This is a genomic window from Streptomyces sp. PA03-1a, from assembly GCF_033792805.1.
Lineage (GTDB): Bacteria > Actinomycetota > Actinomycetes > Streptomycetales > Streptomycetaceae > Actinacidiphila.
This window is the reverse complement of record NZ_JARAVO010000160.1, coordinates 1-22,146: the sequence shown is the minus strand read 5'-3', so window position 1 is coordinate 22,146 and position 22,146 is coordinate 1. Positions and strand designations below refer to the sequence as shown.

Sequence of the window (22,146 nt, the reverse complement as noted above, 5' to 3'; positions counted from 1 at the left end):
CCGCCCGCGCCCCGTACACCCGCCCGGGGGGCTCCGCCGCCGCGAGCAGCTTCACGGCGGCCTCCCCCGCCTCCGCGGGCGTCCAGCGGGCGCCCCGGTCGGCGGTGGGCCCCGGCCGCCAGCCCTCCATGACCGTGATGCGGCCGCCCTCGGCCTCGAAGACCCGCCCCGTGACACCGGCCGAGGCGGCCGACCCGAGCCAGACGACGAGCGGCGAGACGTTCCCCGGCGCCATGGCGTCGAAGCCGCCTGCCCCGGGCGCGGCCATGGCCTCGGCGAAGACCGCCTCGGTCATCCGGGTCCGGGCCGCCGGGGCGACGGCGTTGACCCGTACCCCGTACCGCGCCAGTTCGGCGGCGGCCACCAGGGTCAGGCCGACGACGCCCGCCTTGGCGGCCGCGTAGTTGCCCTGCCCGACGCTGCCCAGCAGCCCGGCACCGGACGTGGTGGTGACGATCCGCGCGTCAGGGGTGCGGCCCGCGCGGGTCTCGGCCCGCCAGTGCGCGGCCGCGTGCCGCAGCGGCAGGAAGTGGCCGGTGAGATGGACCCGCAGGACGGCGTTCCAGTCGTCCTCGTCCAGGTTGACGAGCATCCGGTCACGCAGGAAGCCCGCGTTGTTGACCAGGGTGTCCAGCCGCCCGAACGCCTCCAGTGCGGTGGCGACGAGGGACGCCGCCCCCTGCGGGGTGGCGATGTCGCCGTCGTGCACGACGGCCTCACCGCCCCGGGCGCGGATCTCGGCGGCCACCTCGTGGGCGGGCGCGGCCGAACTCCCGGCGCCGTCCGGCCCGCCGCCGAGGTCATTGACCACGACCCGGGCGCCCTCGGCGGCGAACGCCAGGGCGTGCGCCCGGCCCAGCCCGCGTCCCGCACCGGTGACGGCGACCACGCGCCCGGCGCAGATGCCCGTCGTGGCGCCGCCCTGCGCGGTCATCCCGCCCATCCCGCTCCCCTTCCGTCCCCGGCCGCGGCGAGGAACGCCGGGGCCTCGCCGCCGCCGTGCAGGTGCAGGCTGGCGCCGCTGATGTAACGGGCCCGCTCGGAGGCGAGGAAGACACAGGCGTCCCCCACCTCCACCGGTTCCGCGAGCCGCCCGAGCGGCACCGTGCGCTCCACGGCGGCGACGCCGTCCTCGTCCCCGTAGTGCAGGTGCGACGACTCGGTGCGGACCATGCCGAGCACCAGGGTGTTGACGCGGATCAGCGGGGCCCATTCGACGGCCATGGAGCGGGCCAGGCTCTCCAGGCCCGCCTTGGCCGCGCCGTAGGCCGCCGTTCCCGGTGAGGGGCGACCGCCGCTGACGCTGCCGATCATCACGACCGCACCGCCCCCCGGTTGACGGGCCATCACCTGGTGGACGGCGAGCGAGGCGTTGAGCGGCGCCAGCAGATTGAGCTCGACGACCCGCGCGTGCCGTTCGGGTCCCGCCTCGCCGAGCAGCCGGTAGGGCGTCCCACCCGCGTTGTTGACCAGGACGTCGATGCGCCCGTACGCCTCCGCCACCGCGCGGAGGACCTCCGCGGTGGCGCCCGGATCGCGCAGGTCCACCGCGCGGAAGTCGGCTCCGTCGGGCGGCGGCCCGGGCGGCGGGCGGCGGGCGCAGACCACGACGCGGGCGCCGGCCTCCGCGAACGCACGGGCGATGCCGGCGCCGACCCCGCGCGTGCCGCCGGTGACGACGGCGACTCGGCCCGACAGATCGACAGTCATGCTCACGCCGGAGTACCTTTCCCCTAACAAACGTTTGGTGGAAAGGTAGCTGATCCACGGATGACTGTCTCCACCGCGCACCCCGAACCCGGCGTCGCCGCCGTCACCGTCGACCACCCGCCGGTCAACGCCCTGCCCGTAAGCGGCTGGTACGAGCTGGCGGACGCCCTGCGCGCCGCCGGCCGCGACCCGGGCACCCGCTGCGTCGTCCTGCGCGCCAAGGGCCGCGGCTTCAACGCGGGCGTCGACCTGAAGGAGATGCAGCACACCGCGGGCCACACGGCCCTGATCGGCGCCAACCGCGGCTGCTACGAGGCCTTCGCCGCCGTCTACGAGTGCGAGGTGCCGGTCGTCGCCGCCGTGCAGGGGCACTGCCTGGGCGGTGGCATCGGTCTGGTCGGCAACGCGGACGCCGTCGTCGCCGCCGAGGACGCCTCCTTCGGCCTGCCCGAGCTGGACCGCGGCGCCCTGGGCGCGGCCACCCACCTCGCGCGGCTGGTCCCCCAGCACTTGATGCGCACGCTCTACTTCACCTCCCGCACCGTCACCGCCGCCGAACTCCACCGCCACGGCTCGGTCTGGCAGGTCGTGCCCCGCGGGGAGCTCGACGCCGCGGCCCTCGCCCTCGCCCGCGAGATCGCGGCCAAGGACGGCGAGCTGCTCCGCCTCGCCAAGGCCGCCATCAACGGCATCGACCCCGTCGACGTCCGCCGCAGCTACCGCTTCGAACAGGGCTTCACCTTCGAGGCCAACCTCAGTGGCGTCGCGGACCGGCACCGCGACGCCTTCGTGTCGGGGTCCGGGTCCGGATCCGGGTCCGGAACCGGGGGGCGACGATGAGCGGCAAGGTCATGACCGCGGACGAGGTGGCGGCCGAACTCCGCTCCGGGATGACCGTCGGCATCGGCGGCTGGGGCTCCCGCCGCAAGCCGATGGCCCTGGTGACGGCCGTCCTGCGGTCCGGCGTCACGGACCTGACGGTCATCTCCTTCGGGGGCCCGGACGTCGGCCTGCTGGCCGCGGCGGGCCGGATCCGCAGGCTGGTCACCGCCTTCGTCACCCTGGACTCGATCCCGCTCGAACCGCACTTCCGCGCCGCCCGGCAACGCGGCGCCCTGGAACTCACCGAGCTGGACGAGGCCATGATGATGTGGGGCCTGACCGCGGCCGCCCACCGGCTGCCCTTCCTGCCGGTGCGCGCCGGGCTCGGCTCCGACGTGATGCGGGTCAACCCCTGGCTGCGGACGGTCACCTCGCCCTACGACGACGGGGAGGAGCTGGTCGCCGTCCCCGCGCTGCACCTGGACGCCGCCCTGGTCCACCTCAACCGCGCCGACGCCCGCGGCAACGGCCAGTACCTCGGCCCGGACCCGTACTTCGACGACCTGTTCTGCGAGGCGGCGGACGCCGCCTATGTGTCGTGCGAACGCGTCGTGGACACCGCAGACCTGCTCAAGGCGGCCGGCCCCCAGTCCCTCCTGGTGAAGCGGCAGTTCGTCACCGGGGTCGTCGAGGCCCCGCACGGAGCCCACTTCACCTCCTGCGTCCCGGACTACGACCGCGACGAGGACTTCCAGCGGGAGTACGCCCGGGCCGCCGCCGATCCCGCCGCCTGGACGGCCTTCGCGGAACGCCTGGTGTCCGGCGCGGGGAAGGAGCGGCCGTGAACCCCACCCGCGCCGAGTACGCCGTCGTCGCCTGCGCCGAGGCGTGGCGTGGCGACGGTGAGGTGCTGGCCGCCCCCATGGGGCTGATCCCCTCCCTGGGCGCGCGGCTGGCCCGGCTGACCTTCGCAACCGGCCTGCTGCTCACCGACGGTGAGGCCCTCCTCCTGGACGCGGCGGGCGAGGTGGAGGGCTGGCTGCCCTACCGGCAGCACCTGGCCCTGGTCACCGGCGGGCGGCGGCACGTCATGATGGGCGCGAGCCAGCTCGACCGGTACGGCAACCAGAACATCTCGTGCATCGGCGACTGGCGGCGTCCCGCACGGCAACTGCTGGGGGTGCGGGGCGCGCCCGTCAACACGCTCAACAACCCGACCAGCTACTGGGTGCCTCGGCACTCGCCCCGCGTCTTCGTCGAACGCGTCGACATGGTGTGCGGCGTCGGCCACGACAGGGCGGCCGCCGCCGGCCCGTCCGCCACCCGGTTCCACGACGTCCGGCGGGTCGTCAGCGACCTCGGCGTCTTCGACTTCGAGACCGCCGAACGCACCATGCGCGTCCGCTCCCTGCACCCCGGGGTGAGCCCGGCCGCGCTCCAGGAGGCCACCGGCTTCCCGCTGCCGGTCCCCGCGCACCCGCCGCGCACCCGCGCGCCTGGCGCCGAGGAGCTGCGGCTGATCCGTACCGTCCTCGACCCCGAGGGGCTGCGGGAGCGGGAGGTGCGGGCCTGATGGAGACCGCGCTGACCCGGCTCATCGGGGTCCGCCACCCCCTTGTGCAGACCGGCATGGGCTGGGTCGCCGGTCCCCGACTGGTGTCGGCGACGGCGAACGCCGGCGCGCTCGGTATCCTCGCCTCGGCCACCATGAGCCCGCAGCGGCTGCGCCGGGCGGTGCGGGAGGTACGGGAGCGCACCGAGGGGGCGCCGTTCGGGGTCAACCTGCGGGCGGACGCGGGGGACGCCGCGGAAAGGGTGCGCATCATCGTCGAGGAGGACGTCCGCGTCGCCTCCTTCGCGCTGGCCCCCACCCGTGAGCTCATCGGCCGCCTCAAGGACGCGGGGGTGGTCGTCATCCCCTCCGTCGGCGCGCGGCGGCACGCCGAGAAGGTCGCCGCCTGGGGCGCGGACGCCGTGATGGTGCAGGGCGCCGAGGGCGGCGGCCACACGGGGAACGTCGCCACCACGGTGCTGCTGCCCCAGGTCGTGGACGCCGTCGGCATCCCCGTGATCGCGGCGGGCGGCTTCTTCGACGGCCGCGGCCTGGCGGCCGCCCTCGCGTACGGCGCGGCGGGCGTCGGCATGGGCACCCGCTTCCTGCTCACCTCCGACAGCCCGGTGCCCGACGCCGTCAAGGCCCGCTACCTGGCCGCATCCGTGCGGGACGTCGTCGTCACCGACCGCGTCGACGGGCTGCCGCACCGCATGCTCCGCACCGACCTGGTGGCCGCCCTGGAGCGCTCGGGGAAGGCGGCCGCCCTGCTACGGGCCCTGCGGCACGCGGCGGCCTTCCGCCGCGTCTCGGGGATGGGCCCGCGCGCCATGGTCCGCGACGGACTGGCGATGCGGCACGGCAGAAAGCTGACCTGGAGTCAGACCCTGCTCGCCGCCAGCACGCCGATGATGCTGAAGTCCGCGATGGTCGACGGCCGCCCGGACCTGGGGGTGATGGCCGCCGGGCAGGTCGCGGGCGTGATCGGCGACCTGCCCTCCTGCGCGGAACTCGTCGCACGCGTCATGGCCGACGCCGAGGACGCCCTCGCCCGGCTGGCCTCCCTCGCCACGCCCGCCTGAGGGCCCGTGGCGGGCCCCCACGCGGCCGCCCGGTCACGCCGCGGCAAAAGCGGTACCCGCGGACCGCTGACGCCCCCTCGCGGCGACACGTGCCTCCGGCGTGCAGGCCCCCGTGCCGTGTCCGGCCGCCGACGACGACGCCCGGCCCTATCGCGGCTGTAGCCGCATGCCGCAGCCGACTCCGCGACGGCGGCAATGCCCCGGGCACTGTGGGCGCCCGCCGAACTTGCGCAAGAGCTCGTCCTCGCCGCCAAGGGCCTCGCCGAGCAGACCCAGCCGATCCCGGCGATGCTCCCGCCGCGGCTGCCGGCCTATGAGGTCACCGATGCCCACGGCCCGGGGCCCAGACGCACCGCGAGCGCTGCCAAGGCCGAGGGAGGCTCGCTGCGACGGGCACGCCACCCCTCATGGCCCGGCCGAGCGGAGCGGCCCGGCACACGGACCGGCGAAGGCGCCATGTCTCCTGTCGTCCCCGCCGGCGGCGCCACCCGGGCGAACGGGCCCGGCGGCGCTCACCCCACCGGTCGAGCCGCCCCCGGGGAGCGGCGCGCCGCCTTGATCACGTGCGTCACGGCTGTTGCCATGACGCACTATGGCGACGACGCATGAGCTGACGTCACCGGATGCCCGGCCCCGCGCGCGCCACGCCGCACCGCCGCGCAGCCGCCCGCACTCCGAGGTCCATCTGCTCGCCTCCCTGGCGGCGCTCTTCACCGTGGTCCAGCTCCTCCTGGTCGTCGCGCCCGGCATGGGCCTCGGCTGGGACGAGTCGGTCTACGTCAGCCAGGTCTCCCCGGACATCCCCTCGGCGTTCTTCAGCGCGCCCCGCTCCCGGGGCGTGCCGGTCCTCGTCGCGCCGATCGCGCTGCTGACCGCGTCGACCCTCGCGCTCCGGATCTATCTGGCGGTCCTGTCGGGCGCGGCCCTGTTCCTGGCCCTGTGGCTGTGGCGGCCGCTGCTCGGCACCCGGGTGGTGGCGCTGGCCGGGCTGCTCTTCACCGGGCTGTGGGTGACCCTGCTGTACGGCCCCCAGGCGATGCCCAACCTCTGGGTCGCGCTGGTGGCCCTGATCGCGGTGGGCTGCTACCTGCACGCGGCGGCGCCGGGCCACACCGGCCGGGGCGCGCTCGCCGGGCTGGCGGTGGCGTTCGCCGCGCTGACCCTGCTGCGCCCGCACGACGCCGCCTGGCTGGCCCTGCCCCTGGGCGTCGCCGCGCTCTTCGTGCGTGGCCGGCGCCGCCCGGTGCTGCTCGCGGCCATCGCGGCCGGGGTGCTGCTGGGCGGCGCCCAGTGGGTGGTCGAGGCGTTCACCAGCTACGGCGGCATCCTGGCCCGGATGGACCGCGCGAACGCCATCGAGGGCGGCCTCGGCTGGCACCTGGCGTTCGCCGACCAGCTCAGCACCCTGGACGCGTCGCACACACTGTGCCGCCCCTGCGACGCCGTCTGGCAGCACAAGGGTGACGCCGTATGGTGGTTCGCCCTGCCCGCCCTGGTGGCGGCCGGGGTCGCCCTCGCGCCGCGGCGTGAGGGGCAGGCCCCCGGGGCGCGGTTCCTGCCGGCGGTGTGCGGCCTGTCCCTTGCGCTGCCCTATCTGGTGCTCATCGACTACGCCGCACCGCGCTTCCTGCTCCCCGCGTACGCCCTGCTCGCCCTGCCCGCGGCCCAGTGCCTCCTCCTGCTCCCCGCGCGGGTACGGCCGGCGCTGCGCCCGGCCGTCACCGGCGCCGTGGTCGCCGTCGTGCTCGCGCAGCTCGTCACCCAGCAGATCGTGCTCCACCGCGCGGTGCGCAGCTCGACCATCGGCAACGAGGACTACGCCCGCATGGCCGCGGAACTGAACCGGCTGGGGGTGCGCCCGCCGTGCCTGGTGACCGGGCCGATGGCGACGCCCGTCGGCTACCAGGCGCGCTGCGCCTCCGGCCAGACCGCGGGGAACAACGAGAACCTGACCCCGGCCGGCATCCTGCGCCTGGCCCGCACCCAGCCCGTCGCCGTCCTCACCCCGCGGGGCGGGCAGCCGCCCGCGTACGCGCGTGACTGGCCCTCCCGCCCGCTGCCGGACCTGAACTACCACCAGGGCTACCGCGTCCACCTCTCGCCCAGGTGACGGCCACAATGGACGGGTGATCCCGGACGTCCGCCTGCCCTCCCCGCTGGTCGAGCTGCGCGACGACGAACGGCTGGCCGGGCGCGGCGTCCGGATGCTCGTCAAGCGGGACGACCTGATCCACCCCGACCTGCCGGGCAACAAGTGGCGCAAGCTCCACCTGAACCTGCGGGCCGCCCTCGACGGCGGCCACCGCCGCCTGCTGACCTTCGGTGGCGCCTACTCCAACCACCTGCGCGCCACCGCCGCCGCGGGCCGGCTGCTCGGCATCGCCACCACGGGCGTCGTCCGCGGCGACGAGCTGGCCGGACGCCCGCTCAACCCCTCCCTCGCGCGGGCCGCCGCCGACGGCATGCGGCTGCACTTCGTCGACCGGGGCACCTACCGCCGCAAGGACGAACCGGAGGTCCTGGCGGCCCTCCTGGACCGTCTGGGGCCCGCCTACGTCGTCCCCGAGGGCGGCAGCAACGCGCTCGCCGCACGGGGCTGCGTGGCGCTCGGCGAGGAGCTGCGCGGCAGGGCGGACGTCGTGGGCGTGGCCTGCGGGACGGGCGGGACCCTGGCGGGCCTGGCGGCCGGAGTGGATCCGGGGCAGCGGGTCATCGGGTTCCCGGTCCTCAAGGGCGGCGGTTTCCTGGCCGGGGAGATACGCCGGCTCCAGGAGGCGGCCTTCGGCGGGCCGCGCGGGTCCTGGCTGCTGGACGAACGCTTCCACCACGGCGGCTACGCCCGTACCTCGCCCGAGCTGGATGCGTTCGCGGCGGACTTCGGCACGCGGCACGGCTTCGTCCCGGACTCCGTCTACGTCGCGAAGATGCTCCACGGCCTGTTCTCGCTGGCGCAGGAAGGTGCCTTCGCGCCCGGGACGACGGTCGCGGCCGTCGTGACCGGGCGGCCGACCGGTTAGCCTTGCTGGCATGATCCGAGCCGCGACACCTGCCGACGTCACGGAGATCCACGCGATGATCCGCGAACTCGCGGAGTACGAGCGGGAGCCGGACAGCGCGCGGGCCACCACGCAGCAGCTCCACGACGCGCTCTTCGGCCCGGATCCGGCCGTCTTCGCGCTCCTGGCCGAGGACGACGCCCTGGGCGCGCCCGTGGGCTTCGCGCTGTGGTTCCGGAACTTCTCCACCTGGACCGGGACCCACGGCGTCTACCTGGAGGACCTGTACGTGCGCCCCGCTGCGCGCGGCGGCGGCCACGGCAAGGCCCTGCTCGCCGGACTCGCCGCCATATGCGTGGAACGGGGCTACGAACGTTTCGAATGGTCCGTGCTGGACTGGAACGAGCCGTCCCTCGCCTTCTACCGTGCGATGGGCGCCCGTCCCCAGGACGAATGGACGGTGCAACGACTGACCGGCGACCCCCTTCGCGCCCTCGCTGAGCAGGCACGTGTCAACAAAGCGACATCTCTTTCGATTTGACACCGCAGACCACTAGCGACGTTGCGTGCTCGTGCGCCTACTATGGGTGACAGCCATGGGGTGCCGGGTCAGGGCTCATTCATGGCGGCGACCGTGCTCCGTCCGGGCGACACCGGGGTACGGATCGCGATAGCGTCGCTGGCGAACCGAATCAGATCCAGTGCAATGCCGATGTGGGCAGTGCGTGTGCCACCTTGGAGGTGAGGGTGTCCCAGATCGCAGGCGAGCCCGGGTCGAAGGACTTCGTCGAGGTCCGGCTGCCCGCGGCGGGGGCCTACCTGTCGGTGCTGCGTACGGCGACGGCAGGACTTGCGGCCCGCTTGGACTTCACCCTCGACGAGATCGAAGACCTGCGCATCGCCGTGGACGAGGCGTGCGCCATCCTGCTCCAGCAGGCCGTCCCGGGGTCCGTGCTGAGCTGCGTCTTCCGCCTGGTCGGGGACGCCCTGTGGGTGACCGTGTCGGCGCCCACCACTGACGGCCGCGCCCCGGAGCGCGACACCTTCGCCTGGACCGTGCTGTCCGCGCTGGCCGGCGAGGTGGACTCCAGCGTGGCCGACGACAAGACCGTGAGCATCGCCCTGCACAAGAAGCGCGGTGCCGGACCGGGACAGCTGTAACGGGGGAATCGCCGTGAACGATCTGGAAGGCAGCACGCCGGGGGTGCGGGGCCGCCCCGTACCCGCCCCTGCGGCGCGGCGCCAGGAGGCGCGGCCGCATCCCGGTACCGGGCCCGTGTCCGGCCCCGGGAGCAGTGACGCGGCCGGGCAGACGGATCAGGCGGATCGGGCGGATCGCATGGCGCAGGAGCAGCAGGAGCAGGACCACGGGCAGGTGCAGCACGGGCACCACGAGACCCACGACCGGGCCGGGGCCCGGGCGCTCTTCGTGGAGCTCAGCAAGCTCCCCCCGGGCTCCCCGGAGCGCGCCGAGCTGCGCAACCGGCTGGTCCGCATGCACCTGCCGCTGGTCGAGCACCTCGCCCGGCGCTTCCGCAACCGGGGCGAGCCGCTCGACGACCTCACCCAGGTCGCCACGATCGGGCTGATCAAGTCCGTGGACCGCTTCGACGTGGACCGCGGGGTGGAGTTCTCCACCTACGCGACCCCCACCGTCGTCGGCGAGATCAAGCGGCACTTCCGCGACAAGGGCTGGGCGGTCCGTGTCCCGCGCCGTCTGCAGGAGCTGCGGCTCGCCCTCACGACGGCGACCGGCGAGCTCTCGCAGCAGCACGGGCGGGCCCCGACGGTGCACGAGCTCGCCGAGCACCTGAAGATCACGGAGGAGGAGGTCCTGGAGGGCCTCGAATCCGCCAACGCCTACAGCACGCTCTCCCTGGACGTGCCCGACACCGACGACGAGTCGCCGGCCGTCGCCGACACCCTCGGCGCCGAGGACGACGCGCTGGAGGGCGTGGAGTACCGGGAGTCGCTCAAGCCGCTGCTGGAGCAGCTGCCGCCGCGCGAGAAGAAGATCCTGCTGCTGCGCTTCTTCGGGAACATGACCCAGTCGCAGATCGCCCAGGAGGTCGGCATCTCCCAGATGCACGTCTCCCGGCTGCTGGCCCGGACGCTGGCCCAGCTGCGCGACAAGCTCCTGGTCGAGGAGTGACGGTACGGCGGAGGTGACGGCGGCGCCCCCGGGCGCCGCGGCTCACTGCTCGGCCGTACGCCCGATCCCGAGGGCGTCGGTGGCCGCGGGGTGAACGAGGAGCACCAGCTCGGCGACGGCGGCCACTCCCAGCGCGGCACCGGCGGCGATCATGACGCCACCCGCCTGCACCATGCTCCAGGCGACGGGGAGCGCGACGAGCTGGATGATCAGCGCGGGGCCGCGGCTCCAGCGGCGCGCGTGCCAGAGCCCGAACGCGGCCGCCAGCGGCATGGCCGCCAGGGCGAGGACGGTCACGCCTCCGGCCTCCGCCTGGCGCGGGCTGTCGGGGTCGCCGAGGATCCCCAGGGCCAGCATCGCGATCCCCCAGGCCGCCAGGGCGGCGCCTTCCAGTGCCGCGACCGCGGCCGCCGCCGCGAGGCGGCGCGTACGGCCCGGCTGCGCGGGCTTCTCGTTGCCACTCACCCCAGCAGGGTAGCCGCCGCGTCCTGGCCACCAGGGGTGCGGCCCGGTACCGCCCGGTAGGTACCCTGGCGGGCATGCGCGCCCTTCTCGTGGTCAACCCAGCCGCCACCACCACCAGCGCCCGGACGCGTGACGTACTCGCGCACGCGCTCGCCAGCGACCTGAAGCTGGAGGTCGCCGCGACCGAGTACCGCGGCCACGCCCGCGACCTCGCGCGGCAGGCCGCGGAGGGCGGGGAGATCGAGCTGGTCGTCGCCCTGGGCGGGGACGGCACGGTCAACGAGGTGGTCAACGGTCTGCTGCACAACGGCCCCGACCCCGACGGCCTGCCGAAGCTCGCGGTGGTGCCCGGCGGGTCCACGAACGTGTTCGCGCGCGCCCTGGGGCTGCCCAACGACGCCGTGGAGGCGACCGGCGCGCTGCTGGACGCGCTGCGCGAGCGCAGCTCCCGCACGGTCGGCCTGGGCCTGGTGAGCGGAACCCCGGGCACGGAGGACGAGGGGGTGCCGGCACGCTGGTTCACCTTCTGCGCCGGGCTGGGATTCGACGCGGGTGTGGTGGGACGGGTGGAGCAGCAGCGCGAGCACGGCAAGCGCTCCACCCACGCGCTCTACATACGCCAGGTCGTGCGCCAGTTCCTCACCGAGCCGAACCGGCGCGCCGGCGCGATCACCCTGGACCGGCCGGGCGAGGACCCGGTGACCGACCTCGTGCTCGCCCTGGTGTGCAACACCGCGCCGTGGACCTACCTGGGCAACCGCCCGATCTACGCCTCGCCGCGCGCGTCCTTCGACACCGCCCTCGACGTGCTGGGACTCTCCCGGCTGACCAGCGCGGCGGTCACCCGCTACGCCACCCAGCTGCTCCGTTCGACCCCGGAGCGCGGGCCGCAGGGCAAGCACGCGACCTCCCTGCACGATCTGACGGACTTCACCTTGCATTCGCAGGCGCCACTGCCGTTCCAGGTGGACGGAGACCACCTGGGACTGCGAATGAGCGCAACCTTCACAGGCGTACGCCGTGCACTGCGTGTGATTGTGTAAGCAGAAGGACATAAAGTCCTTTCACTCGAACGTTTAGGCTGCCCTGCACCCCATGGAAGTACGGCTGTGACGGAGCCGACACCGAGGATTCAAAAAAAACTTTTCGGAAGGGGTTGTATCCGCAGCCCAGGTTTGCGAGGCTCTTCCTGGCGATCGGGACAGCCGCTCATCGGGCGTCCTCGGCAGCCGGAATCCTCACCACACCCCCGCGGGACCGCACCAGGAGACTGGGCGATGTCCCGTGTCGTGTCTGAGGATTCGTGAAAGCGTTCACATTCACAAGCAACTTACATGCAACACAAGGAGATGGAGCAGCCATGGACTGGCGTCACAACGCCGTTTGCCGCGAGGAAGACCCCGAGCTCTTCTTCCCCATCGGCAACACCGGTCCTGCGCTGCTGCAGATCGAGGAAGCCAAGGCCGTCTGCCGCCGCTGCCCCGTGATGGAGCAGTGCCTGCAGTGGGCGCTGGAGACCGGCCAGGACGCCGGCGTGTGGGGTGGCCTCAGCGAGGACGAGCGTCGCGCAATGAAGCGCCGCGCCGCCCGCAACCGCGCCCGCAACGCCAGCGCCTGACGCACTCGCTTACCCCCGAGCCGCAGCGCGCAGCACCTCCGAACCGCGCAGCATCGCGACGCGAAGAGCCCCGGCCGCTCCCCGAGCAGCCGGGGCTTCGGCGTTCCCGGAGCCCGGTCCTGCGAGGTCCCCGCCCCGCCGGACTCGCAGGACCGCGACGGGTTTCAGCCCTCCAGCGGCAGTTCCAGGACGACCTTCGTCCCGCGCTCCTCGGCCGGGACCATGTCGAAGCTTCCGCCCAACTCCCCCACCACCAGGGTCCGTACGATCTGCAGCCCGAGGTTGCCGGCCCGCTGCGGGTCGAACTCCGCGGGCAGGCCGCGCCCGTCGTCCCGTACCGCGATGCCCAGCTTCTGCCCGTGCCGCTCGGCGGCCACCTCGACGGTGCCCTGCTCGCCCGGCCCGAACCCGTGCTCCAGGGCGTTCTGCAGCAGTTCGGTGAGGACCATCGACAGCGGGGTGGCCACCTCGGCCGTCAGGATGCCGAACCGCCCGCTGCGGCGCGCGGTGACCCTGCCCGGGGAGATCTCGGCGACCATCGCCAGCACGCGGTCGGCGATCTCGTCGAACTCCACGCACTCGTCGAGGTTCTGCGACAGCGTCTCGTGCACGATCGCGATCGAGCCGACCCGCCGCACCGCCTCCTCCAGCGCCTCCCGGCCCTTGTCGGAGTCCATCCGCCGGGCCTGCAGCCGCAGCAGCGCCGCGACCGTCTGCAGGTTGTTCTTCACCCGGTGGTGGATCTCCCGGATGGTGGCGTCCTTGGTCATCAGCTCGCGCTCCCGGCGGCGCAGCTCGGTCACGTCCCGCAGCAGCACCAGGGAGCCGTTGTGCGTGCCCTTGGGGCTCAGCGGGATCGCCCTCAACTGGATGACGCCGCCGTTGCCCTCGATCTCGGTCTCCCGCGGCGCCTTGCCGCCGGCGACGGTCACCAGCGCCTCGTGGCTCTTGGTCCGCGAAGGGGCCAGTTCGGCGGAGACCGAGCCCAGGTGGTGGCCGACGAGGTCGGCGGCCAGGCCGAGCCGGTGGTAGGCGGAGAGCGCGTTGGGGCTGGCGTACTGGACGACGCCTTCGGCGTCGAGCCGGATCAGGCCGTCGCCGACCCGCGGCGAGGCGTCCATGTCGACCTGCTCGGAGGGGAACGGGAAGCTGCCCGCCGCGATCATCTGCGCCAGGTCGGACGCGCTCTGCAGGTAGGTGAGCTCCAGGCGGCTGGGGGTCCGCACGGTGAGCAGGTTGGTGTTGCGGGCGATGACCCCGAGGACCCGGCCCGCTCGGCGCACCGGGATGGACTCGACCCGGACCGGGACCTCCTCGCGCCACTCCGGGTCACCCTCCCGGACGATCCGGCCCTCGTCGAGTGCGGCGTCCAGCATCGGGCGGCGGCCGCGCGGCACCAGGTGGCCGACCATGTCGTCCTGGTACGAGGTCGGGCCGGTGTTCGGCCGCATCTGGGCGACGGAGACGTAGCGGGTCCCGTCACTGGTCGGGACCCACAGCACGAGGTCCGCGAAGGAGAGGTCGGAGAGCAGTTGCCACTCCGATACCAGCAGGTGGAGCCACTCGAGATCGGAATCGTCGAGGTCCGTGTGCTGGCGTACGAGATCGTTCATGGAGGGCACGCAAATGAGCGTATCCCGCGCTCATGGAAGGCGCCGTCATCCAGTCCCCACAAAGGTCTCCGACGACCTATGATCTGACTGCGTCACCTTGTGGACAGGCGTTAGTGGTCTAGTCCAGAATTGACGTACAACCGAACTTCCATCCTTCCCGCACAGAAGGGTGGAGCGAGGCCCCGGCGCTCTCTGCCCTGACTGCGCCAGGCCTCATGGTCGGCCCTGACGGGCCGCGGGAACCGCACATCCCGCGTGCCACGGGCCGACGGCAGCTCCGGGCTGCGGTGCTGGGCGGGTTGAGGGTCCCGTCCCGGCGCCGCGGCCCGAAGTGGTGTCAGGGCCCTTTCCGGCCCGCCTTCCGGCTCAGCGCGTCTCGGTCACCTTCGCCAGCGCGCGCGGCGCATCGGGGTCCTGCCCGCGGGCGATGGTGATCTCGTAGGCCAGCATCTGCAGCGGGAGGATCTCCAGGACCGGCTGCACCTCCTCGGCGACGCCCTCGGTGGGGAGGACGAAGCCTGCGGAGGCGGCGTCTACCGACGCCTGGTTGCCGATGACCATCAGATCGGCCCCACGGCCGCGGAGCCGGTCCAGCACCGGCTGGAGCGCCTCGCCGCCCTTGCCCTCGGTGACGATCGCGATGACCGGGGAGACGTTGTCGACCATGGCCAGCGGGCCGTGCAGCAGGTCGGCGCCGGAGAAGGACAGGGCCGGGATGTAACTGGTCTCCATCAGCTTCAGCGCGGCCTCCTTCGCGGTCGGGTAGCCGTAGCCGCGCGAGGTGAGCACCAGGCGCTCGGCGAAGCGGTAGCGCGCGGCGAGCGCCCTGACCTCGTCCTGGCGGGCGAGGATCTGCTCCGCGAGTTCCGGCAGGACCTTGGCGGCGTTGCCGTCGCCGCCCCGCAGCCCCTCGACGAACAGGTAGAGCGCGAGCAGCTCGGCGGTGTACGTCTTGGTCGCCGGCAGCGCCTTCTCCGGGCCGGCCAGGACGTCGATGTGGAACTCGGAGACCTCGGCCAGCGGCGAGTCGGCGTTGTTGGTGACCGCCAGGGTGATCGCGCCGGCCTCGCGGGCGGCCCGGGTCGAGGCCACCAGGTCCGGTGAGCCGCCGGACTGGCTGACCGTGACGACCAGGCAGTCCGTCAGGTCCGGGCGCGCGCCGTAGGCGGTGGTGGTCGACATCGAGGTCAGCCCCGCGGGCTTGCCGAGGACCACCTCCACCAGGTACTTGGCGTACAGGGCCGCGTTGTCGGAGGTGCCGCGCGCGGTGAGCAGGACGAAGCGCGGTCCGCGCGCGGCGATCCGCTCGGCGGTCCGCCGGATCCGGGGGGCGCCCTCCTCGAGGATGCGGCGCAGCACCGCGGGCTGCTCGGCCATCTCGCCGGACATGATCCGGCCGGGCATCGGCTGCTGCTCGGCCGGCGACGGGGCGGACATTCTCGGGGCCTCCAGGTGGATCCGGAACGGATGTGCCGCGGCGGACCTCAGTCGCCGGCCTCCTTGCCAGCGATGACCTCCGCGGCCGCCCGCCCGCACACGCGGGCGGCGCCGTGGGTCGCGATGTGCAGCGCGCCGGACGGTGCCGCCTGGGGAACGCCCATCTCCACCACCACCGTGTCCGGACGGGCGGCGAGCAGCGCGCCCAGCGCCTCGGCCATCCAGGGGTGACGGTGCACGTCACGCACCACTGCGACGATCCTACGAGTCCCCGCCGACCGCAGCACGTGTGCGGTCAGCGCGTCACCTTCGCGAAAGCTCCCGGTCACGGTGCCCGGGAAGATCCGGTCGAGCTCGGCGGCGACGCCCCACGGGGTCTCGTCACCGACGGCGATGTTGGCGACCGGGGTGAAGGCGGCGACGTACGGCGCCTCGGCGACCGGCAGGTACGCGTCGGTACGGGTCACGCGCAGGGCGCGGCGGGCCGCGACCAGGCCGATCCCGGGGTCCGGTGCCGCGAGCGCCGGCGCCGCGGAGCGCTCGGCGGCCCAGGCGGCCAGGCTCCGCACCCGTCCGGCGGCGTCGGCGAGCCGCTCCCGGGTCAAGTCGCCGTCGCGCACGGCGGCGACGATGGCGTCGCGCAGGGCGACCACCGTCTCCTCCTCGGCGAGGCCGCCGCCCACGCAGATGGCGTCGGCGCCGGCGGCGAGCGCCAGGACGGTGCCGCGCTCGATGCCGTACGCGTCGGCGATGGCGCGCATCTCGATGCCGTCGGTGACGATCAGGCCGTCGTAGCCCAGTTCGTCGCGGAGCAGTCCGGTGAGCACGGCGGGGCTGAGGGTGGCCGGGCGGTCCGGGTCGAGGGCGGGCACGAGGATGTGCGCGCTCATCACGGCCTTGCTGCCGGCGGCCAGGGCGGCCCGGAACGGGGCGAGTTCACGGGCGTGCAGGGTGTCCGGGTCGACGTCCACCCGGGGCAGGGCGTGGTGGGAGTCGACGGAGGTGTCGCCGTGACCGGGGAAGTGCTTGGTGCAGGCGGCGACCCCGGCGGACTGCAGGCCCTCGACGTACGCGCCGGTGTGGCGGGCGACCAGCAGCGGATCGGAGCCGAAGGAGCGCACGCCGATGACCGGGTTGCGGGGGTCGGAGTTGACGTCCGCGGACGGCGCCCAGTTGAGGTTGACCCCGCACTCGGCCAGCCGGCGGCCGAGTGCGGCGGCGACGTCGCGGGTCAGGGCGGTGTCGTCGACGGCGCCGAGGGCGAGGTTGCCGGGGAAGGAGGAACCGCTGCGGGCCTCCAGCCGGGTCACGTCACCGCCCTCCTCGTCGGCGGCGATCAGGACGTCGGGCCGTACCGCGCGCAGCTGCGCGGTGAGCGCGGCCAGTTGCCCGGGCGACTCGATGTTGCGGGCGAACAGGGCGACGGAGCCCAGTCCCTCGGCGAGCCTGCGCAGCAGCCACTCGGGTGCGGTGGTGCCGTGGAAGCCCGGCTGCAGGACGGTGAGGGCGTCGCGGACGAGGTCGCCCGGGTCCGCGGTGCCGTCGTGGATCTGGCTCAAGGTCTCGGTCATCCCTTCACCGCCCCGGCGGTCAGTCCGGCGGCGACCCTGCGCTGCACGATCAGGAAGAAGATCACCACGGGCACGCCCATCATGGTCGAACCGGCCATCATCGGCGCGTAGTCCGTGCCCCGCGAGGTGACGAAGTTGCCGAGCCACACCGTCGCCGTCTGGTGCTCCTGGCTCATGATGAGCATCGCGTACAGGTACTCGTTCCAGGCCTGGATCAACGCGTAGATGGAGGTGGCGACGAGGCCCGGGGCGAGCAGCGGCAGGATGATCCGGAAGAACGCGCCCATGCGTGTGCAGCCGTCGACCATCGCCGACTCCTCCAGCTCCTTGGGGATGTTGACGATGAATCCGCGCAGCGTCCACACCGTGAAGGGGAGCACGAAGGTCAGGTACGTGATGACGAGTCCGGAGAGCTTGTCGATCTGGTCGATCTGGTTGAGCAGCAGGAAGACCGGGATGATCATCGCCACCAGCGGCACCATCTGCACGGCGAGGATCGCGACGATCACCGCCTTGCGGCCGCGGAAGACGAAGCGGGAGATGGCCAGCGCCGCCAGCAGCCCGATGACCAGGCCGAGGCCGACGGTGGAGCCGGCGACGATCAGGCTGCGGCCGACCGATCCCCAGAAGTCGCCGACGTCGAGGGCGTCGGAGAAGTTCTGGAAGGACAGGCTGGTCGGGAAGAGCTTGGGGTCGGGGTCGATGGCGTCCTTGGCGGGCTTGAACGCCGTGTTGAGCATCCAGTAGACCGGGAAGCCGGAGACCACCACGACCAGCAGGCCGAGCAGGTTGTAGACCGTCCGCCCCTTGCGCCGGGGCCGCCGGGCGGCGCGCGCCGCCGGAGCGGCGGCCGGCACCCTCTCGGCGGGAGCCGTGTCGAGCATGGCCGTCACTCCACCTCTCCGATCTTCAGCATCTGGCGCATGTAGACGGCCATCACCCCGAGGAGGAGCAGCACGGTGATGACGGCGATGGCCGCGCCCGCGTCGTAGTCGTTGGCGACGAAGGCCTGGTCGTAGGAGTAGGTGGTGAGGACCTGGTACGCGGGCTCGGGGTGGCCGTCGCGCATGAGGAAGACCTGCGGGAAGACGCCCATGTCCCAGATGACCGACAGCGTCGTCAGCATGACGATGATCGGCTTGAGCACCGGCAGGGTGACGTGCCGGAAGACCTTGACCGGCCCGGCGCCGTCCATGCGGGCGGCCTCCTCCAGTTCCTTGGGCACCTGGGTGAGGCCGGCGTGCAGGGTGATGGCGACGAAGGGGATGGCGCCCCACACCACCATGAGGGTGATGACCAGGAAGCCCTGCTTGGTGTCGGTGAACCAGTTGTGGCCGCTGAGGTCCACTCCCGGCAGCCGGCTGAGCAGCCAGTTGAGGACGCCGTAGTCGCTGTCGAACATCCACTTGAAGATGGTGATGGCGACGACCACGGGCATCGCCCAGCTCGCCACCAGCACGATGTTGATCAGCGCCTTGACCCAGGGCGCGACCCGCTGCATCAGCAGGGCCACCCCCATGCCGACGACGAGCGTGAGCAGCACCGCCGCGAGGGTGAAGAGCAGCGTGCGCAGGACGACGCCCCAGAAGACCGAGTCCCCCAGGACGTGGGTGTAGTTGGCGACTCCCTGCCAGTCGCCGGGCAGCCCCTGCCAGAGCTCGGCCTGCCCGTACTGCTTGAACGAGAGGGTGACCAGCCGGACCAGCGGGTAGCCGAGGACCAGCAGCAGGACGCCGATGGTCGGCGCGAGCAGCGTCCACGGGAGCGCGGCTCCGCCGAAGCGGCGTGGCCTGCGGCCCGGTCCCGCCGGCCGCGGGCGCGGCACCTTGTCCAACGGTGTGTCAACGGCACTCATCATGTGCTCCTCGGCTGCTCCAGTCCCTGGCGTCGCGCCGGGGCCGGCCGCCCCGGGGCGGCCGGCCGGCGTCGATCACCGTGTTGCCCGTGTGCCGGTCAGCCGGCGTTGATCACCGCGTTGATCTGCTCGTCCGCGGACTTGGTCGCGTCCTCGATGGAGGCCTTGCCGACCGCGATGTCGTTGAGCATGTTCTGCAGGATCTGCTTCTTCTCGACCTGCAGCCAGCCCGGGGCGGTCGGGACGAACCAAGTGTTCTCGTTGGCCCGGGCGGATGCGGCCGTCGCCGGGTCGTCCTTCAGCGGGGCGAGCAGCGACTTGGCGTTGGGCAGGTTGCCCTTGGAGATGAGGACCTTCTGGGCGGCGCTGTTCGTGAAGCCGTTGATCCAGTCGGCGGCGAGGTCCTGCGCGGCGGACTTGGCCGGGATGACCAGGTCGGAGCCGCCGATGAAGTTCGGCAGCAGTTCGCCGTTGGGGCCGGGCAGCGCGAAGGTCTCCAGGTTGTCCTTCAGCTTGCCGGTCTTGTCGGTCTTCGGGTCGGCGGCGGCGCCGCCCTCCCAGCTGGCGCCGTAGATGAGCGCGGACTTGCCCTGGCCGTAGACGATGTAACGGTCGGACTCGTCCTTGTTCTTGTCGCCGTGGAAGTACGCGTCGAGGACGCCCTTCCAGGTCTTCAGGCCCTCGATGGACTTGGGGTCGGAGAGGGTGGCGGTCCACTTGCCGCCGTCCTCCTTGGCGACGTCGCCGCCGGCGTCCTTGACGAAGGCCAGCGCGGTGTACCAGTCGCGGCTGGGCTGGTACCAGGCGGAGAACTTGTCGCCGTTCTTCTTCTGGATCTTGTCGAGCGCGTCGGTCAGCTCGGCCCAGGTGGTGGGGGCCTTGGTGACGCCGGCCGCCTTGGCGACGTCCTTGCGCCAGGTGCCGACACGGGCACCGGCGTAGTAAGGCACGCCGTAGGTCTTGCCGTTGTACGTCACGGAGCCCTCGAGGGCGTCCAGCCAGTCGCCGGAGTTCTCGAACTTGCTCTTGTCGATGGGCGCGAACGCGCCCTTGACCAGGTAGCCGAGGGTCTCGGTGTTGCCCATCTCGACCACGTCCGGCACCTTCTTGGTGGCGAGGACTGCGTCGAGCTTCTGGTTCTTGGCGGTCCACTCGTAGTACTCGTGGTGGATCTTCACGCCCTTGTGCTCGGCCGTGAAGGCGTCGTCCGCCTGCTTGACCAGCTCGGGCCAGTTCTTCTGTGCGTCGACCGTCAGCCAGACGGTGATCTCCTTCGGCGCCGAGGCCTTGTCGGAGCCCTTGTCGTCCGAACCGCAGGCCGCAACGCCGGCGACCATGACGGCGACACCGATCGCCGCGATCAGCTTGCGCTTCACAACACCCTCCCCAGGGCAGTGAGTACCAAGTGGTGTAGACCAGTGCCCGAAGCTTGGCCTAGACCTTTAGGGGTGTCAAGGGTGTATAAGAGCACCGGACGCGTCCGTTACCGGACCGACATCTGGGCTCGTAACGCGATATGAGCCCGGCCCGTGCCACGATGTGAGCCGCGAATGACGGAGGAGCCGGTGACGGCAGCACGACAGCACTCGGGAGCAGAGGCGATGGAGACGGACGGCGAGGCCGGCACAGCGGTGACGGAGACCGCGGAGGCGCCCGGGACCGTGGCCGGACGGACCGCGCGGGTGCCCAAGTACTACGGCCTGAAGCGCCATCTGCTCGAACTGACGCAGACGATGCCCCCCGGCTCCCCGGTGCCCCCCGAGCGCACCCTGGCCGCCGAGTTCGACACCTCGCGCACCACCGTGCGGCAGGCGCTGCAGGAACTGGTGGTCGAGGGCCGCCTGGAGCGCATCCAGGGCAAGGGCACCTTCGTCGCCAAGCCCAAGGTCTCCCAGGCGCTCCAACTGACCTCGTACACCGAGGACATGCGGGCCCAGGGCCTGGAGCCGACCTCACAGCTGCTCGACATCGGCTACATCACCGCAGACGACCGGCTGGCCGAACTGCTGGACATGAAGGCCGGCGGCCGCGTGCTGCGCATCGAGCGCCTGCGCCTGGCGAACGGCGAGCCGATGGCCATCGAGACCACCCACCTGTCGGCCAAGCGCTTCCCCGCGCTGCGCCGCAGCCTGGCGAAGTACACCTCGCTCTACACGGCCCTCGCCGAGGTCTACGACGTCCGGCTCGCCGAGGCGGAGGAGACCATCGAGACCTCGCTCGCCACCCCGCGCGAGGCGGGCCTGCTGGGCACGGACGTCGGGCTGCCGATGCTCCTGCTGTCCCGGCACTCGATCGACACCGGCGGCGAGCCGGTGGAGTGGGTGCGCTCGGTCTACCGCGGTGACCGCTACAAGTTCGTGGCCCGGCTGCAACGTCCGTAACCCCGCTACGGTTCCCCGGCCTTGTAGATCGTTTCCATACCGCAATGCGGGCGGTAGTGACGTGCCGACCGTCCTGACTCTAGATTGCCTGCGCATTACACAGGAGTAAGAGATCAGGACGGAGCCGTAGCAATGTCCGAACCATCCGGAACCTCCGGGCGGCCACCGGTGGTCACCACCACCCGCGTGATCGCCGGTGTCTGCCTCGTCATCCCCTTCGTCGCCATGCTCTTGGTCGGCTCGTACGCGAAGCTGACGCCGGAGTTCATCGGCATCCCGTTCTTCTACTGGTACCAGATGCTGTGGGTGTTCCTGTCCTCCGGACTGACGTACGCCGCGTACGTGCTGGTCCGTCGTGAGGAGCGGGCACGGAAGGAGGCCGCGAAGTGAAGGACGGGGTCAACGGCGTCGCGCTCGGCGTCTTCATCTTCTTCTTCCTGGTCGTGACGGTCCTGGGTTTCCTGGCCGCACGCTGGCGCAGGGCGGAGAACGCGCTGCACCTGGACGAGTGGGGCCTGGGCGGCCGCAGCTTCGGCGGCTGGATCACCTGGTTCCTGCTCGGCGGTGACCTGTACACGGCTTACACGTTCGTGGCGGTGCCGGCGGCGGTGTACGCGGCGGGTGCGTCCGGCTTCTTCGCCGTGCCGTACACGATCCTGGTCTACCCGCTGATCTTCACGTTCCTGCCGCGGCTGTGGTCGGTGTCGCACAAGCACGGCTACGTGACCACCTCCGACTTCGTGCGCGGGCGGTTCGGTTCCAAGGGCCTGTCGCTGGCGGTGGCGGTCACCGGCATCCTGGCCACGATGCCCTATATCGCGCTGCAGCTGGTGGGCATCCAGGCCGTGCTGGACGTGATGGGCGTGGGCGGCGGCGAGTCGTCCAACTGGTT

At 72.5% G+C, this 22,146-nt stretch carries 23 protein-coding genes; 14 read left to right on the top strand and 9 right to left on the bottom strand.

Translation table 11 applies throughout. The features are described from left to right. On the bottom strand, positions 1–934 hold a 934-nt coding region (locus tag PV341_RS30110), incomplete at its 3' end, for an SDR family oxidoreductase (protein WP_500359480.1). After that, complete coding sequence (locus tag PV341_RS30105; protein ID WP_500331125.1) at positions 931–1,716, bottom strand: SDR family oxidoreductase; 786 nt, start codon at positions 1,714–1,716, stop codon at positions 931–933. The genes PV341_RS30105 and PV341_RS30110, both read right to left, overlap by 4 nt. A 54-nt stretch (positions 1,717–1,770) precedes the next feature. Between PV341_RS30105 and PV341_RS30100 the strand changes: the two genes are divergently transcribed. From PV341_RS30100 to PV341_RS30060, 9 genes are all read left to right on the top strand, one after another. Next, positions 1,771–2,550 carry an enoyl-CoA hydratase family protein gene (locus PV341_RS30100; protein WP_500331123.1) on the top strand — a complete coding sequence of 260 codons (780 nt, stop codon included), beginning with the start codon at positions 1,771–1,773 and terminating at the stop codon, positions 2,548–2,550. Continuing rightward, positions 2,547–3,377, top strand: a complete 831-nt coding sequence (locus tag PV341_RS30095) for a CoA transferase subunit A (RefSeq protein WP_500331121.1) — start codon at positions 2,547–2,549, stop codon at positions 3,375–3,377. Before PV341_RS30100 ends, PV341_RS30095 begins: the two co-directional genes overlap by 4 nt. After that, a complete protein-coding gene (locus PV341_RS30090; RefSeq protein ID WP_500359479.1) occupies positions 3,374–4,105 on the top strand; it encodes a CoA-transferase subunit beta in 732 nt (243 codons plus the stop codon). The genes PV341_RS30095 and PV341_RS30090 overlap by 4 nt, the downstream gene beginning before the upstream one ends. After that, a complete protein-coding gene (locus tag PV341_RS30085; protein WP_500331118.1) occupies positions 4,105–5,166 on the top strand; it encodes an NAD(P)H-dependent flavin oxidoreductase in 1,062 nt (353 codons plus the stop codon). The genes PV341_RS30090 and PV341_RS30085 overlap by 1 nt, the downstream gene beginning before the upstream one ends. 592 nt (positions 5,167–5,758) lie before the next feature. Beyond that, a complete protein-coding gene (locus PV341_RS30080; protein ID WP_500331116.1) occupies positions 5,759–7,276 on the top strand; it encodes an ArnT family glycosyltransferase in 1,518 nt (505 codons plus the stop codon). A gap of 16 nt (positions 7,277–7,292) precedes the next feature. After that, on the top strand, positions 7,293–8,183 hold the full coding sequence (locus PV341_RS30075) for a 1-aminocyclopropane-1-carboxylate deaminase/D-cysteine desulfhydrase (RefSeq protein ID WP_500331115.1): 891 nt from the start codon (positions 7,293–7,295) through the stop codon (positions 8,181–8,183). Between the two features lie 10 nt (positions 8,184–8,193). Beyond that, positions 8,194–8,703 carry a GNAT family N-acetyltransferase gene (locus PV341_RS30070; RefSeq protein WP_500331113.1) on the top strand — a complete coding sequence of 170 codons (510 nt, stop codon included), beginning with the start codon at positions 8,194–8,196 and terminating at the stop codon, positions 8,701–8,703. A 206-nt stretch (positions 8,704–8,909) separates the two neighbouring features. After that, positions 8,910–9,323: an ATP-binding protein gene (locus PV341_RS30065; RefSeq protein ID WP_319138557.1), complete on the top strand. Its 414-nt coding sequence runs from the start codon at positions 8,910–8,912 to the stop codon at positions 9,321–9,323. Between the two features lie 22 nt (positions 9,324–9,345). Beyond that, positions 9,346–10,314, top strand: coding sequence for an RNA polymerase sigma factor SigF (locus tag PV341_RS30060; RefSeq protein WP_500331180.1), 969 nt, complete (start codon positions 9,346–9,348; stop codon positions 10,312–10,314). Positions 10,315–10,356: 42 nt separating this feature from the next. Here the strand turns inward: PV341_RS30060 and PV341_RS30055 are convergent, their stop codons facing one another. Next, positions 10,357–10,779, bottom strand: a complete 423-nt coding sequence (locus PV341_RS30055) for a hypothetical protein (protein WP_500331111.1) — start codon at positions 10,777–10,779, stop codon at positions 10,357–10,359. Between the two features lie 74 nt (positions 10,780–10,853). Between PV341_RS30055 and PV341_RS30050 the strand changes: the two genes are divergently transcribed. Both PV341_RS30050 and PV341_RS30045 read left to right on the top strand, forming a co-directional pair. After that, entirely contained in the window at positions 10,854–11,822 is a 969-nt protein-coding gene (locus PV341_RS30050; RefSeq protein WP_500331110.1) for a diacylglycerol/lipid kinase family protein, read from the top strand. A gap of 317 nt (positions 11,823–12,139) precedes the next feature. After that, on the top strand, positions 12,140–12,397 hold the full coding sequence (locus PV341_RS30045; protein ID WP_018563321.1) for a WhiB family transcriptional regulator: 258 nt from the start codon (positions 12,140–12,142) through the stop codon (positions 12,395–12,397). A gap of 164 nt (positions 12,398–12,561) precedes the next feature. On the opposite strand, the gene PV341_RS30040 is transcribed toward PV341_RS30045, so the two are convergent. The 6 genes from PV341_RS30040 to PV341_RS30015 form a co-directional block, all read right to left on the bottom strand. Further along, positions 12,562–14,010, bottom strand: coding sequence for a sensor histidine kinase (locus PV341_RS30040; RefSeq protein ID WP_500331109.1), 1,449 nt, complete (start codon positions 14,008–14,010; stop codon positions 12,562–12,564). Positions 14,011–14,376: 366 nt separating this feature from the next. Continuing rightward, the gene (locus PV341_RS30035; RefSeq protein ID WP_500331107.1) at positions 14,377–15,447 is read right to left on the bottom strand and encodes an SIS domain-containing protein; all 1,071 of its coding nucleotides are present in this window, start codon (positions 15,445–15,447) and stop codon (positions 14,377–14,379) included. Positions 15,448–15,494: 47 nt separating this feature from the next. Next, positions 15,495–17,018 carry a glycoside hydrolase family 3 protein gene (locus tag PV341_RS30030; RefSeq protein ID WP_500331105.1) on the bottom strand — a complete coding sequence of 508 codons (1,524 nt, stop codon included), beginning with the start codon at positions 17,016–17,018 and terminating at the stop codon, positions 15,495–15,497. After that, a complete protein-coding gene (locus PV341_RS30025) occupies positions 17,015–17,902 on the bottom strand; it encodes a carbohydrate ABC transporter permease (RefSeq protein ID WP_499513874.1) in 888 nt (295 codons plus the stop codon). The genes PV341_RS30030 and PV341_RS30025 overlap by 4 nt, the downstream gene beginning before the upstream one ends. 5 nt (positions 17,903–17,907) lie before the next feature. Continuing rightward, positions 17,908–18,873: a carbohydrate ABC transporter permease gene (locus PV341_RS30020; RefSeq protein WP_500359478.1), complete on the bottom strand. Its 966-nt coding sequence runs from the start codon at positions 18,871–18,873 to the stop codon at positions 17,908–17,910. A gap of 98 nt (positions 18,874–18,971) precedes the next feature. Then, complete coding sequence (locus tag PV341_RS30015) at positions 18,972–20,249, bottom strand: extracellular solute-binding protein (RefSeq protein ID WP_500331103.1); 1,278 nt, start codon at positions 20,247–20,249, stop codon at positions 18,972–18,974. Positions 20,250–20,474: 225 nt separating this feature from the next. Between PV341_RS30015 and PV341_RS30010 the strand changes: the two genes are divergently transcribed. From PV341_RS30010 to PV341_RS30000, 3 genes are all read left to right on the top strand, one after another. Next, the gene (locus PV341_RS30010; RefSeq protein WP_499516940.1) at positions 20,475–21,254 is read left to right on the top strand and encodes a GntR family transcriptional regulator; all 780 of its coding nucleotides are present in this window, start codon (positions 20,475–20,477) and stop codon (positions 21,252–21,254) included. Between the two features lie 132 nt (positions 21,255–21,386). Beyond that, positions 21,387–21,644, top strand: coding sequence for a DUF3311 domain-containing protein (locus tag PV341_RS30005; RefSeq protein ID WP_500359477.1), 258 nt, complete (start codon positions 21,387–21,389; stop codon positions 21,642–21,644). Further along, positions 21,641–22,146 (top strand): sodium:solute symporter family transporter (locus tag PV341_RS30000; protein WP_500359476.1); only part of this gene is annotated, 506 nt, incomplete at its 3' end. The genes PV341_RS30005 and PV341_RS30000, both read left to right, overlap by 4 nt.

Excerpts from the sequence above, each read along its gene's own strand:
- PV341_RS30100 (WP_500331123.1), top strand. The coding sequence starts at position 1,771 with ATGACTGTCTCCACCGCGCACCCCGAACCCGGCGTCGCCGCCGTCACC.
- PV341_RS30095 (WP_500331121.1), top strand. The coding sequence starts at position 2,547 with ATGAGCGGCAAGGTCATGACCGCGGACGAGGTGGCGGCCGAACTCCGC.
- PV341_RS30085 (WP_500331118.1), top strand. The coding sequence starts at position 4,105 with ATGGAGACCGCGCTGACCCGGCTCATCGGGGTCCGCCACCCCCTTGTG.
- PV341_RS30080 (WP_500331116.1), top strand. The coding sequence starts at position 5,759 with ATGGCGACGACGCATGAGCTGACGTCACCGGATGCCCGGCCCCGCGCG.
- PV341_RS30070 (WP_500331113.1), top strand. The coding sequence starts at position 8,194 with ATGATCCGAGCCGCGACACCTGCCGACGTCACGGAGATCCACGCGATG.
- PV341_RS30050 (WP_500331110.1), top strand. The coding sequence starts at position 10,854 with ATGCGCGCCCTTCTCGTGGTCAACCCAGCCGCCACCACCACCAGCGCC.
- PV341_RS30045 (WP_018563321.1), top strand. The coding sequence starts at position 12,140 with ATGGACTGGCGTCACAACGCCGTTTGCCGCGAGGAAGACCCCGAGCTC.
- PV341_RS30040 (WP_500331109.1), bottom strand. The coding sequence starts at position 14,010 with ATGAACGATCTCGTACGCCAGCACACGGACCTCGACGATTCCGATCTC.
- PV341_RS30035 (WP_500331107.1), bottom strand. The coding sequence starts at position 15,447 with ATGTCCGCCCCGTCGCCGGCCGAGCAGCAGCCGATGCCCGGCCGGATC.
- PV341_RS30030 (WP_500331105.1), bottom strand. The coding sequence starts at position 17,018 with ATGACCGAGACCTTGAGCCAGATCCACGACGGCACCGCGGACCCGGGC.
- PV341_RS30025 (WP_499513874.1), bottom strand. The coding sequence starts at position 17,902 with ATGCTCGACACGGCTCCCGCCGAGAGGGTGCCGGCCGCCGCTCCGGCG.
- PV341_RS30020 (WP_500359478.1), bottom strand. The coding sequence starts at position 18,873 with ATGAGTGCCGTTGACACACCGTTGGACAAGGTGCCGCGCCCGCGGCCG.
- PV341_RS30010 (WP_499516940.1), top strand. The coding sequence starts at position 20,475 with ATGGAGACGGACGGCGAGGCCGGCACAGCGGTGACGGAGACCGCGGAG.
- PV341_RS30005 (WP_500359477.1), top strand. The coding sequence starts at position 21,387 with ATGTCCGAACCATCCGGAACCTCCGGGCGGCCACCGGTGGTCACCACC.